At 48.8% G+C, this 13,014-nt stretch carries 11 protein-coding genes; 4 read left to right on the forward strand and 7 right to left on the reverse strand.

Annotation, left to right across the window (positions count from 1 at the left end; all coding sequences use genetic code 11):
* Window positions 1-1,205 (reverse strand): ribonucleotide reductase N-terminal alpha domain-containing protein (locus tag QXJ75_04925; protein ID MEM3737408.1); only part of this gene is annotated, 1,205 nt, incomplete at its 3' end.
* Window positions 1,206-1,352: 147 nt separating this feature from the next.
* On the opposite strand from QXJ75_04925, the gene QXJ75_04930 reads away from it, so the two are divergent.
* Entirely contained in the window at window positions 1,353-1,910 is a 558-nt protein-coding gene (locus tag QXJ75_04930) for a hypothetical protein (protein MEM3737409.1), read from the forward strand.
* 170 nt (window positions 1,911-2,080) lie between these two features.
* Window positions 2,081-2,737 (forward strand): rhomboid family intramembrane serine protease, encoded by a 657-nt coding sequence (locus QXJ75_04935; protein ID MEM3737410.1) that lies wholly within the window; start codon window positions 2,081-2,083, stop codon window positions 2,735-2,737.
* Window positions 2,738-2,789: 52 nt separating this feature from the next.
* Here QXJ75_04935 and QXJ75_04940 read toward each other — a convergent pair whose 3' ends face one another.
* The 4 genes from QXJ75_04940 to ppdK all read right to left on the reverse strand — a co-directional run bounded on the left by QXJ75_04940 (window position 2,790) and on the right by ppdK (window position 7,898).
* Complete coding sequence (locus tag QXJ75_04940) at window positions 2,790-3,218, reverse strand: metalloregulator ArsR/SmtB family transcription factor (protein ID MEM3737411.1); 429 nt, start codon at window positions 3,216-3,218, stop codon at window positions 2,790-2,792.
* Between the two features lie 44 nt (window positions 3,219-3,262).
* Window positions 3,263-4,408, reverse strand: coding sequence for an ACR3 family arsenite efflux transporter (gene arsB / locus QXJ75_04945; GenBank protein ID MEM3737412.1), 1,146 nt, complete (start codon window positions 4,406-4,408; stop codon window positions 3,263-3,265).
* 120 nt (window positions 4,409-4,528) lie between these two features.
* The gene (locus QXJ75_04950; protein ID MEM3737413.1) at window positions 4,529-5,200 is read right to left on the reverse strand and encodes a DUF4443 domain-containing protein; all 672 of its coding nucleotides are present in this window, start codon (window positions 5,198-5,200) and stop codon (window positions 4,529-4,531) included.
* A gap of 31 nt (window positions 5,201-5,231) precedes the next feature.
* Window positions 5,232-7,898 (reverse strand): pyruvate, phosphate dikinase, encoded by a 2,667-nt coding sequence (gene ppdK / locus QXJ75_04955; protein ID MEM3737414.1) that lies wholly within the window; start codon window positions 7,896-7,898, stop codon window positions 5,232-5,234.
* A gap of 175 nt (window positions 7,899-8,073) precedes the next feature.
* Between ppdK and amrS the strand changes: the two genes are divergently transcribed.
* The gene (gene amrS, locus QXJ75_04960; protein ID MEM3737415.1) at window positions 8,074-9,111 is read left to right on the forward strand and encodes an AmmeMemoRadiSam system radical SAM enzyme; all 1,038 of its coding nucleotides are present in this window, start codon (window positions 8,074-8,076) and stop codon (window positions 9,109-9,111) included.
* A gap of 7 nt (window positions 9,112-9,118) precedes the next feature.
* Here the strand turns inward: amrS and QXJ75_04965 are convergent, their stop codons facing one another.
* On the reverse strand, window positions 9,119-10,399 hold the full coding sequence (locus QXJ75_04965; protein MEM3737416.1) for an ArgE/DapE family deacylase: 1,281 nt from the start codon (window positions 10,397-10,399) through the stop codon (window positions 9,119-9,121).
* Between the two features lie 62 nt (window positions 10,400-10,461).
* On the opposite strand from QXJ75_04965, the gene QXJ75_04970 reads away from it, so the two are divergent.
* Entirely contained in the window at window positions 10,462-10,998 is a 537-nt protein-coding gene (locus QXJ75_04970) for a nitroreductase family protein (GenBank protein MEM3737417.1), read from the forward strand.
* A 150-nt stretch (window positions 10,999-11,148) separates the two neighbouring features.
* Here the strand turns inward: QXJ75_04970 and QXJ75_04975 are convergent, their stop codons facing one another.
* Window positions 11,149-13,008 carry a threonine--tRNA ligase gene (locus QXJ75_04975; GenBank protein ID MEM3737418.1) on the reverse strand — a complete coding sequence of 620 codons (1,860 nt, stop codon included), beginning with the start codon at window positions 13,006-13,008 and terminating at the stop codon, window positions 11,149-11,151.
* Between the last annotated feature and the right edge of the window lie 6 nt (window positions 13,009-13,014).

The raw sequence follows: 13,014 nt of genomic DNA on the forward strand, positions 1-13,014 counted from the left end.
CTAGAAAGGTTGACCGAACCCAAATTACAACTCTCATAAGGGAGAAGAGGCTGCTCCCCACAAGGATTCGTTCCCTCTATAACTCCAACTTGAGGTGTAGGGTTGTGTCGGTTTATCTCGTCTATGAAAAGCAACCCTGGGTCGCCTGTCCTCCACGCCCAGAAGGCTATCTCGTCGAAGACCTCTCTGGCGTTAAGCCGCCCAACTTCTTCTCCAGTCCGAGGATTGATCAGACCGTAGGATTCACCTAACTCTACTGCCCTCATAAATTCATCCGTCACAGCCACTGAGAGGTTGAAGTTTGTCATAACGCCTGGTCTCTCCTTCAGGGCTATAAACTCGCGGATGTCAGGGTGGTCCACTCTCAATATCCCCATGTTAGCCCCTCTCCTTCGCCCACCCTGTTTTATAACCTCAGTGGCGACATCGTATATCTTCATGAATGAAGTTGGGCCCGAAGCTATACCCTTAGTTGTACCCACGATGTCCCCTGCGGGTCTGAGACGCGAGAATGAGAAACCTGTGCCACCCCCCGTTTTGTGGATGATAGCCATATTCTTCACGGACTCAAAAATTCCCTCCATTGAGTCCTCCACTGGAAGCACGAAACATGCGGAGAGTTGGCCGATCTCGGTCCCTGCATTCATCAAAGTAGGTGAGTTTGGAAGAAACTCGAGGTCTGTCATAACTCTATAGAAGCTCTTCTCCGTTTCCTCCACAGCCTGCTTTCCACGATATAAGGCGTCTACCGACGCCACCACCTTAGCTACTCTTTCGAACATCTGCTTTGGCGTCTCGATTATGTTGCCTTTGCAGTCTCTCCTGAGGTATCTCTTAGTGAGTACCCTAACAGCGTTTAAGGTCAGCTTCAAGTCGTCAGTGATGCCTAGGAGCTTTTTTGCTTCCCGTAACTCTGCCCTCCTCTGTCGATAAAGGATGTAGAGCTTCGCGATCTCCGTGTGGCCGCTCCTGATTAAAGTCCTCTCTACGAGATCCTGAATATCCTCAACAGTTGGAATCTGTGATTCACCGAAATGTGCCTCAGCCGCCGCCACAACTTGATGGGCTATCTCCTCCGCGAGCCTCCTATCCGGCTGGCCTGCTGCTACTGAGGCCTTATAGATGGCTTCAGTGATCTTATCCCTCTCGAAGGTAACGACTCTGCCGTCTCTCTTCCGGATCTGCGCGATCTTGACTGCCCCCAATAATCACCACCTAAAATAATCAGGGATCGAAGTTGATTAGCTGTGAGGTCTGATTTAAATCAGCCGCCAAAAGGAGTACATAAACCATATAACCTCCAATCGAGCAATAACTTGCTACTTAGGGGCTTAGGGCAGAGGTAATTTGGTGTGTCCTCACCTTCAGGGAAGTTCATACCTCCAGAATTTATACCTAGGATCGAGAAGTTCTTAGACAAGCTGATATCTAGAGAAATAGATGAGGCCAAGTTCATTGGTCTTATAGAGGCACTGATTAGACCAGCCTTGATGTGGAGCAATGGTGACCCTGAGCTGAGAGCCGCACTCGAGAGGCAATGTAAGTTACTGTCTGGGGTGAGGATGTGGATAAATGCGAAGGGGCAGAACCCGATAATAATAGAGGTAACTGAACTGCCGGAGTTACTTAAGTTCCACTTGGCATCAAAGGATGAAGTGAAGAAGTTAGACATACCAGGGGTCTCCTATGATCCTCTACTCCTAAAGGATGCATTAGCTGGAAAGTTTAATCCATTTATCGCCCTGGCCAGCGGTAGAATCGCGATCACAGGTCTTACAGAGCTCGTAAAAATTGGCGCCCCACTTTTCACTGCCCTTAAGCCCTTCAGGGAGAAAGAGAACGTGATAGGTGAGCTGAGAAGAGAGGTTCTATCCGCGCTCGACAAGCTATTAGTTGAAACAGGGTGCTGAACTGGACACTTGGCTATGTTAGAAATCGATCTTAAATACTGTGTGATTTGCAGCGTGATTTACTACCTCATGGACAGTTGTTCGAATATTGACAGGTTACGTGGGTGTGGCGCCAGAAACGTTATGAAATTTACCCTGCCCTCAGAGTTTCCCCACTCAAAGTGAGATATATGCTGCCTTTAAAAGACGAGAATCCAACTCACATCACGCCGTATGCGACATGGAGTCTGCTAACCATCAACATAGTTATATTCGTATGGGAGGTGATGGGCGGCGTCGAACGTTTTATTTACGTGACTACGACCTTCGGCTTCGTACCTTTGAGGGTGCTTATTGAAGGCGACTATTATACCCTCTTAACCTCGATGTTCCTTCATGGGGGGCTTTTACACCTCTTAGGGAATATGCTTTACCTCTACATCTTCGGTGACAATGTTGAAGACATGTGCGGTTCAGTGGTTTACCTGGTTTTCTACCTCCTCTGCGGAGTGGTTGCCTCTCTTATGCATATGCTCACAGCTTGGGGCTCAGCCATCCCTACAGTAGGCGCCTCAGGGGCCATCTCAGGCATCCTAGGTGCATACGTAGTTCTCTTCCCCAAAGTCAGAATAAGAACCATCATAATTTTAGGCTTCATCATTAGACCCATCCTCGTTCCCGCCTACTGGCTGATAGGGTTTTGGTTCATCTACCAATTCTTGCTAGCGTTATCAGCCGTTGAGACAGGTATCGCCTATTGGGCCCATGTAGGCGGCTTTGTTGCCGGTGTCGTTTTAATAAAGCCCTTTGCTAGGCGGAAGCACCTTCACCCAATCCATCTAGTGTAGTGGCGCCGAAGCCTAGCGTGTATGTACCTAAACTGTGAAAAGTCAGATTCACTTAATTTGAATGTGAATCATAATCTTTTTTAGGGCAGATTCTAGAGTAGAGGTCTTCGATTGCCTCGAACGTCTTCTTGTTTTCGAGTTTAAAGAAAACCCATTTACCCTCACGCTCGGACTTAATTAGCCCAGCCCTTTCAAGAATCCCGAGGTGGTGTGAGGCTGTCGGCTGTGTCAAACCGAATGCCGCCATGACCTCACATACGCACATCCTCCTACGGGTGAGTAGTCTGAGGATTTTCAGTCTAAGTGGGTCAGAGAGCGCCTTAAACAATCGACTCTGCTGTTCAACTAGTCCTTCGTCTTTTTCTCTTGCAAGTTCCCTAAGCTCGGCTATGTGTTTTGAAGCATCCTTCGCCGAGCAGAGCGAGGACGAGATTAACCTCTCAAGCCTCTCTTTAGCAGAGGACTCAAGCTGATAATCCATAGACCTCGTTATTTAATTGTCAGTTTTGGTCTTATAGACTTGTCTCATTCAATAGAGGTCAGCATCTCTTGCCTTTTGAATAAGTGATCCCTCAATTTTAATGACACATTTACGAGGCTTATCATAACAGGTACTTCTATGAGCGGCCCTATTACTGTAGCGAACGCTTCTTTGGAAGCCAAGCCAAATACAGCTACAGCGACCGCTATAGCTAACTCAAAGTTGTTGCTTGCTGCAGTGAAGGCGAGGGTGGCTGTCTTTCTATAGTCTAGCTTGGAGTAATACCCTGTAGCGAATGAGACAAAGAACATTATGGTAAAATAGGATATTAGGGGAGCCGCTACCATGGCTACATCAAAAGGTAGTCTTACTATGTATTCGCCTTTGAGGGAGAACATGACCACTATGGTGAACAGGAGCGCAAATAGTGAGGTAGGACTCAACTTTGGTATCAGGACACTCTCATACCAAGATTTTCCCTTAACCCTTAGGAAGTAGAACCTAGTCAGCATCCCCCCAAAGAAAGGAATTCCTAAATAGATGGCCACAGACTTGGCTATTTCCAATAGAGAGATACTAACAACAGCGGCTTCCCCAGCAATCCATGAACTTAGAACAGTTATGTATAGATAGGCTAAAACTGAGTAGAGCATTACCTGGAAGATTGAGTTTAACGCCACAAGTATGGCAGCCCACTCGTTGTCACCTCTTGCTAGATTATTCCAAACTATCACCATTGCGATACATCTCGCTAAACCAACCAAAATTACTCCATTTCTAAATGCCGGATAGTTAGCGAGGAAAAGCCAAGCTAGCATGAACATTAAAAGGGGCCCTATTACCCAATTCATGGTTAGCGAATTGGCAAGCATAACTTTGGAGCCCTTGGCACTTATTATTTTTTTCAACTCCTCATATCTAACCTTCGCTAATGGAGGGTACATCATCCATATTAATCCTATCGCAATGGGGATAGAAGTAGTTCCTACACTCATGGAACTGATAATGCTCGAGATTTCCGGAAAGACGTAACCGAATCCAACACCAGCAATCAATGCTAAAAACACCCAGACTGTGAGGAATCTGCTGAGCAGCGGTAATCTACTATTGCCCTCTTTCAAATTGTCTACCTCACTAACTATCCAGCAAATACGCCTTTTAGTGTAGGGTATAGTATGCCAGAAAGACATATTTAAAAATTTTAATATGTTCGCCGATCTGCCGCCGGCGACGCCTATGTCTTGACAATATTTAACTCTAACTGTGGCTTCATTATTGGGTTAATAGTTAAACAACAAAATAATAAAAACTCAGCGTCTCATCATCTTGATGGTCGCTAAGAGGGCGGCCTTTGCCCCCAATTCCGCCGACTTTGCGTCGTTAGAGCTTCCAATAATAATGACGTCTCCTTCCCTAGGCTTGAGTTCCACTCTTAAGAGATTGCCGATCTCGGGTGAATCCTTAAAACAGTCCTCATCGGTCGGGGGCATGATAAATCTCCCCTTAGAGAAGATGAGAGTCGTAGCTCCAAGCGCTCCAGCCTTAACGGCGGCATCTCTTTGTTCAAGGCCGTATCTCAAACCGTCAGAGGCGTTTCCGACTTGAACAGCTCTGTTATAGTTGCCCACTGTTACAGGGTTCTTTGGGATCTCAACTTCGCCTAGGATCATATCCTTAAGTGGGGCGAACATACGTTTACCATGACCGGTTAAGTGGCACCCCGCCCTTGAGACCTCAACAAGCCGCCACTTCCTGAGATGCTTTATAAGCGTTCTAACAGCACCTTCTCCGATGCCCAACTCACTAGATAGTTTAGAGCGGCCGATAAATCCTCGATCAGCCATGAGTTCCAAGGCTTTGAAAACGTGAGCTTCCATGAAAGTCAAGCTAGGCCCAGGCGCCATATTGCTAGCGACTTTTTCGATAATCCTTAAAGTCTCCAACTCAAACAATCCCATTCGTCTTAATTCCGTGTATCTCACACCTACGAGAGTTACATGGCCGTAAATGACGCTATATGGTTGTATCCCTAGGGGCGACCTCAATCTTCTCTCTGATCTTGGCTTGAGCGGCGGCAAGTCTCGCTACCGGTACTCTGAAGGGTGAGCAGCTTACATAGTCTAGCTTAATCTTGTGGAAGAATTCTATCGAGCTCGGTTCGCCGCCATGCTCTCCACAGACTCCTACCTTGAGGTTCTTCCTTACGCTCCTACCTTTCTCTGTAGCAATCCTCACAAGCTCCCCAACCCCAGCGCGATCCAAGACCTCGAAAGGATTTACCGTTAAGATCTTCTTCTCCAAGTAGTCGTGGAGGAACTTTGCTTCAGCGTCGTCACGACTGTAGCCGAATGTCGTTTGCGTAAGGTCATTCGTGCCGAATGAGAAGAACTCCGCGTGCTTCGCTATTTCGTCTGCAGTTAAAGCTGCCCGTGGAATCTCGATCATCGTGCCTATGAGGTATGGGATCTTCACGCCTGCCGCCTCCATAAGCCTGTTCGCCACCTCAACAATTCGGTTTCGATGAAAGATGAACTCATTCACCTCCCCAACCAGCGGGAGCATAATCTCAAGCTCAACTTTGACTCCCTCCTCCTTCAAGAGTTCTATTGCAGCCTCAAATATAGCTTGGATCTGCATCTCATAGATCTCTGGGTAGCGGATACTTAACCTACAGCCCCGATGACCCAGCATGGGGTTCCGTTCATTCAATGCGAGGGCGCGCTTCAGAATCCGTTCTTTAGTCTCAAGTTCCTTTCCCTCTTCACCCTTACATTTGAGGGTAGTCACTTCTACTAGTAGATCCTCAAGCCTTGGGAGAAACTCGTGAAGTGGAAGATCTAGAAGCCTTATAGTTACAGGCTGATCGTGGCATACTCTAAAGATCTCTTTAAAGTCCTTTTTCTGCATTGGGCGGAGCTTTTCCAGCGCCGCTCGTCTCTCTTCTTCAGTGTCAGCTAAAATCATCTCCTGAACTATCGGTAGCCTATCTTTGGCGTTGAACATGCGTTCAGTGCGGCAGAGGCCGATTCCCTCAGCGCCGAAGGTTCTCGCCCTTGCTGCATTTTCTGGCGTGTCAGCGTTGGCCCGAACGCCTAAGGTTCTAATTTCATCAGCCAACTCTAGTAGTCTCTTCAACTCAGGCCTGACTTCTGGATCTATCATCGGCACTTCTCCAAGTATCACAGAGCCGGTGGAGCCATCCAAGGTGATGACATCGCCCTTTTTGATGATAATGTTTCTCGTCTTGAAGAACTCAGCCTCAACGTCAACATTGAGTTCCTCGCAGCCGACCACAGCAGGTTTCCCCATCCCTCGCGCAACTACAGCTGCGTGGCAGGTCATCCCTCCCCGACTGGTGAGGACCCCTTGAGCTTGGACCATCCCATGTATGTCTTCCGGTGTAGTCTCAGGTCTTACGAGGATAACCTTCTCCCCGGCTGCACCACGCCTAGCGGCTTCATCGACGTCGAAGATGACCATACCGGAGGCTGCACCTGGTGATGCAGGCAGCCCTTTCGCTATAACGTTCACTTTGGCGTTGGGGTCTATATGGCGGTGGAGCAACTGCTCCAGGTGGCTGGGTTGAACCCTCAGAAGTGCCTCCTCTTTGGTGATTAGTCCTTCATCGGCCATGTCTATCGCTATCTTGACTGCCGCTTGGGCGGTGCGTTTCCCAGTCCGTGTCTGGAGCATGTAGAGTTTACCCTCTTCGATAGTGAACTCTATATCCTGCATATCCCTATAGTGACGCTCAAGCGTATGACAGACTTTCTCAAGTTGTTCGTAAAGTTGCGGGGCTTCCAGCCTTAATTCGTCTATGTGTTTGGGAGTTCGGATGCCTGCGACCACCTCCTCCCCCTGGGCGTTCATGAGATATTCTCCATAAATCTTCGCCTCTCCTGTTGATGGATTTCGTGTGAAGGCTACCCCAGTGCCTGAGTTAGGCCCGATGTTACCGAAAACCATGGCTTGTATGTTCACGGCAGTTCCTAGGTCGGAGGGAATCTTGTAGAAGCGTCTGTATTCTACAGCCCTCTTACCGTTCCACGACTTGAAGACAGCCTTAACGGCCATTAGGAGTTGCTCCTTAGGGTCTTGGGGGAGGTCTCTGCCAGTCTCCTGCCTGAAGATCTCTTTATAGCGGTTCACCAGAGTCTTTAGTGACTCAGCGTCAAGTTCTGTGTCGAGTTTGACTTTGCATTTTTCTTTAAGAGAGTTGAGAACATCATCGAACTTACTGCGGGGGATATGCAATACAATGCTTCCAAACATCTGGATGAAGCGCCTATAACAATCATAAGCGAAGCGTTCATCGCCCGTCCTCTTAGCCAGCCCCTCCACCGTTACATCGTTTAAACCTAAATTTAGAACCGTGTCCATCATCCCTGGCATAGAGACGGGCGCCCCAGATCTAACGGATACTAGGAGTGGGTTAAAGGGGTCTCCAAACTTTTTGCCAGTCTTCTCTTCCAGCCACCTCAGAGCCTGTGAGATTTCATCCTCGAGACCTTCTGGGAGGCGGTTCCCAGATGCGAAGTAGGCTCTGCAAGCCTCCGTGGTGACAGTCATCCCTGGTGGAACTGGGAGACCTAGCCTAGTCATCTCGGCTATACCTGCCCCTTTCCCCCCTAGTAGCGAGACTAGCTTAGCGCTTCCTTCCTCGAACCGATATACCCACATAAACCCCTCAACCTCATTCTAGAAGCATGCATCTAAAGTTTATAAAAACTCCATCGGCACATGTTTAAATTTTTTCAAGCAGTTAACCTCGCTGTAAGTTAAATATTAACGCGTTCGTTCAAGGCGTGAACAGAGAAGTTAAAACTTGGTCTGCTGAATAACCATTTGAACTAGGTTGCCCTTAAAGCTCAAGGAGGAACTTCTAAGCTTTCCAACCGTTAGAGAAGCTCTCCTTTTCACCCCCTCTAATGGTAGAGTGGTCTGTAACCTTTGTGAAAGGAGGTGTAAGATTCCAGACGGTTCTCTAGGGTTCTGTAAAGCTAGAGGCAATATTGGAGGTAGACTATACACCCTAGTCTATGGTGACATATCCAGCATCTCAGCTAACCCCATCGAGAAGAAGCCATTCTTCCACTTCTACCCAGGTACTACAGCCTTGACTGTTGGTACTTGGGGGTGCAACTTTACGTGCCCTTGGTGTCAAAACTGGGAGATCTCAAAATTTGAGGCTAACCCCGCGAAGGCGAACTACATTCCTCCCGAGAGGCTGATTGAGCTCACATTGAAGTGCCACTGTAGAGGGATATCTATCTCTTTCAACGAGCCCACCCTCCTATTTGAGTATAGTTTAGACCTGTTCAAGTTGGCGAGAGAGAAGGGTCTTTACACAAACTATGTTTCCAACGGCTATATGACCTCAGAGGCTCTGAAGATGCTCGAGGCTGGGATGGATGCAATCAAAATTGATGTGAAGGGGGATACCCAAACCGTTCGGAGGTATTGCGGGGCTGAGGTGGATAAGGTCTGGAGCCGGGCTGAGGAGGCTAAGAAGATGGAAGTCCATGTGGAGATAGTTGCACTCCTCATCCCCGGCGTAAACGACTCTGAAGCATCAATAAAGGGAGTGGCTTGGAATGTTCTAGAGCGTCTGGGCCGGGATACCCCCCTCCACTTCACACGCTACTGGCCCAGCTACAAGTTTAATAACATGCCCACGCCAATCGAAACCGTCGAGAGAGCCTGTAAACTAGCCAGGGAAATAGGCCTCAATTACGTATATGTAGGGAACGTAGCAGGCCATAGATATGAGAACACCTACTGCCCAAGATGTGATGTGTTGCTCATCGAGAGGAGGGGGATACAGTTGCTACGGAATATGTTGACAAACGGAGCCTGCTGGAATTGCGGTCTGAAGATCCCTATAGTTCGCTAGAGGCTAGCTACTTGCAGAGCCTCTGCATCCATCTGGCAGCTATCACCGCATAAATCTTGGCAAAGTTGACTACATCTTCAGCCTTTACATACTCGTCCCGGACATGGGCTAGATCCGAGTATCCTGGGCCGAACGATAGGACAGGTATGCCTAACTTCTCTCTGATGATATGAGCGTCACTACATGCGGGGATAATTATCGCCGGTGGAGGGTAGCCTAGGAAGGTTTCTGCTACGCCCTTTACAATTTCAACGAGTTCACTTTTGGAGGGTGTGTAAGAGGGTGGAGCGAAGTTCTTCACCTCATACTCAAAGTCTTCAGGGAGGCAACTGGCCAGGTAGCGCTCCACTTGATCTCGTGATCCTCCTAGGGGGATTCGAATGTCGAGATCCGCTTCGCAACTCTCAGGAACCACGTTAGTCTTCGTGCCTCCCCGGATGGTTCCAACGTTCATAGAGTAGTGATCGAGTAGTCTCTCTAAGCCTACAACGCCATTCCGGCAATCTCCCACCCCCTTAGCAAAAAATTTACATCCTGCTATGACAAGCTCTTCAGCCTCTGATGGCATAACTACCTTTAATTCATCTATTCCTCGCAGCCTTGAGAGTGCCTCCATCATCATTAGAATAGCATTCTTGCCGAGCATGGGCGTACTTCCATGGGCAGGCTTGCCTCGAGCCTTCAGGTGAATCCATAGAATACCCCGCTCCCCAGCTTCAATGGCGTAACCAGTTTTCTCACGTCCAGTGCACTCGGCTATCAGACAGGCGTCACCCTTCAACAAATCCTCGTCGGCTAGCCATCTTGTACCCTTCACGCCACCGGTCTCCTCGTCGCAGACCAGTGTTACAAGCACTCGACCGGGCATTTCGTCCTCGAACTTGGAGAGAGCGCTTACTGCTCCTACGATGCTAGCTACCCCTGACTTCATATCCGAGGTGCCGCGACCCAGTATCCTGCCCTCTCTTATCTCGCCGAGCAGCGGCGGGAAGCTCCACTCAGCAGCATCCCCGGTCGGGACTACGTCGATATGGCCGTTTAGGATTAGTGTCCGTTTCCCTTCACCCACCGTAGCAAGTAAGTTCAAGCGGCCCTTCTCCGGTTCATAAACCTCAACTTTGAGGCCCTCATTCCTAAGATATTCCTCAGCTACAGACGCGGCCTCGGAGACGTCTCCTGGTGGGTTCTCGCTCCTTGCCTTAACAAGATTGCAGCAAAGTTTGAGAAGTTCCTCTCTCTTCCTATCTATAATATGGACTAGCTCCTCTTCAATGTCAAAGTCGCCCATAGAATATTTTTATTATTTCATAGCTTTAAACATCGATGTAAGGGACGAGGGCGGGAGTAAGTATGGATCTTTTTGAGGCTATTCAAGGTAGGCGGAGCATCAGAGCCTTTACCGCCAAGGATGTGCCAGACGATATGGTGTTGAAGCTCATAGACGCGGCAAGGATGGCTCCCTCCGCTGGAAATGTACAGCCATGGGAATTCATCGTGGTTAGAGACAACCGTTATAAGGATAGCTTAGCCACGGCGGCCTTGGGTCAATCATTCATCAGTGAAGCCCCAGTGGTAGTCGTGGTCTGCGCCGATCTCGAGAGAGCGAGCTGGGCTTACGGTCAGAGAGGAAAAACTCTCTACTGCATACAAGATACAGCCGCTGCTACGCAGAACCTTCTACTGGCGGCTTACGGTTTGGGCCTCGGAGCCTGCTGGGTTGGAGCATTTGATGAGAATCTTACGAAGAAGATTTTGACTATACCTGACCGTTATAGGCCTGTAGCTATCATACCGATAGGCTACCCTGCGAGGAGTCCTCACCCCACTGACAGGCGTAGCCTAAAAGAGATAGTTCACTATGAGCGATTCCAGCCTCGGCAAGTTTAGATATTCTAAACATGCCGCTAGAGTCATCCCGAGGTGATATACAAAATTGCGTGCTAGGGGCATGTAGCGGTCGTTACTGGTTAAAAACTTTTACCAGATAGTTCCTGCAAGGCTGGGCGAATAGTATTCAGCGGCTTGGTGTTGAATTCTTCAGTTGCCGCTCTGGTATATGGGTCGTCTACTCAGGTGAGAAGGCACGGCTATGGGCTTCCAAGGATAACCTGAGGTCGTTCGTCTCACTTCTGCAACTACCTCTTCCAGCGTCATCTGTCTCCGCTCTCCCGTTTCCCTTACCCTCACATCCAAGATGCCTGAGGCTGCCTCCTTCTCGCCTAAGACTACTGTGTATGGCACCCAATTTGTCTCGGCTTTCCTTATCTTTTTGGAGAGAGTTTCGCTGGTGTCGTCGATGTCCGCTCTTACTCTCTCAACCTCCAGCCTCTTAAGGGTCTCCTCAGCGAGGTTGAGGTAATCTCTTGAAACCGGTATGACTCTAACTTGGGTTGGTGAAAGCCAGACTGGCAGCATCGTCGGCTTGCCGTCTTTCTCTTTCTGAGCAATGCAGTCAAAGATGGCGAAAAGGTAGCGCTCCAAAGTTCCGATTAGCGCTGTATGGATGATTATTGGGTACCGTGTGGCTCCATTCTCATCGGTATAGGTTATCCCGAATCGCTTCGAGTTTCCAACGTCGATTTGGAAGGTGCCAATCTCGCGTGGACGGCCTAGTTCGTCGATGATGTTATATTCTATGTTTATCACCCAGTAGTAACGTTCAGGGACGAAGTTTAGTAGTACAGGTTTTGCCTCAACCTCGAGGAGCTGCTGGAACAAGTCGCGGTGTTGCTGGAAGTAGGTCTCAGTCGTATTATAAACTGAGACATAATCCCGCCCAAGCTTCCTAATCTCTTCGTATATCTTCTTATGAACAATTAACGCATAATTGTGGGCCTCTTCTAAGTCACGGCAAAAGATGTGTAGGTCGGGCATGTGAAGTTTCCTAACTCTGAAACAGAGGAGGAGTTCTCCCTCCTGTTCGAGCCTATAGCTGTCAGCCACTTCATAGGCTGCGAAAGGTAGGTCGCGGTAACTGATTATCCAGTCCTTTACCATGGCGAACTGTTGATGGCAAGCTGCGTAACGTAGGACGAAGCTTCTGTCTTCAACCTTCAACTGGTATAGGCGATCACCGAAGAGGTCGGCATGCTCCTTGACAGCTGGAACTGCCAAGTTAAAGAGGTTAGTTCCCCTAACTTGGAATACCGGTACGCCCAAAGAGTTCACTAACCCAAGGGAGTATTCGCTTATTAAATCGAGGATGAGAGTGGCCTCGGGGCCATACCGCATGTGCCCTAAGTCCGAGTATGGCTCCCACTCTAAACCGAACTTCTTGCAATACCTAATATATCTCGGCTCCCTACCACCCACCATCTCTCTCTTCAAAGCTTCCTTCTCGACGAGGGATCTGAAAGCCTCCTCTCCAGCCTTGAAAGGATACTCCGCAGGGTCATACAGCTCCATACGCTGTGTGAGCACCTTATAAATCGTGGCTGAGGGGGCCGGCGTAGAAGCTACACTCTCCCTCTTCATCGGAGCAATAGTCCTTGAGAGTTCGGAGAGGGGATGGCCCTTACAGCTTATCGTGAAACTCTTATACCAGCCGAAGGGTGCACGGGTAACACTGTAACCTCTCCTCTCCAACTCTTCTGCAAGTTGCTTTAAGAGTGGCATGGCAACCTCCGGCGACCCTAACTCAGTAGATAGATGAGCGTAAGGGTATACCACAACATTGGAAACCTTCACTGAGCGTGCAACCTCATCAACGGAGTTGGCGGCATCCTTTGCTACTTGTATGGGGTCATCCCCATCGGTCTTTTCAACGGCGCAGAAGACTACTAGTGCCTCTTCGGTAGATCCCTTCCGTCTCTCTGCGGTGACTTCTTCGGGCTCTTTTAACGCCTTACTCTTAACCTCATACTCGAAGTGGTCTGCGTGGATTAATAGAATCTTCATAGCTAC

The organism is Candidatus Bathyarchaeia archaeon (assembly GCA_038883335.1).
Classification (GTDB): Archaea; Thermoproteota; Bathyarchaeia; order Hecatellales; family Hecatellaceae; genus JAVZMI01.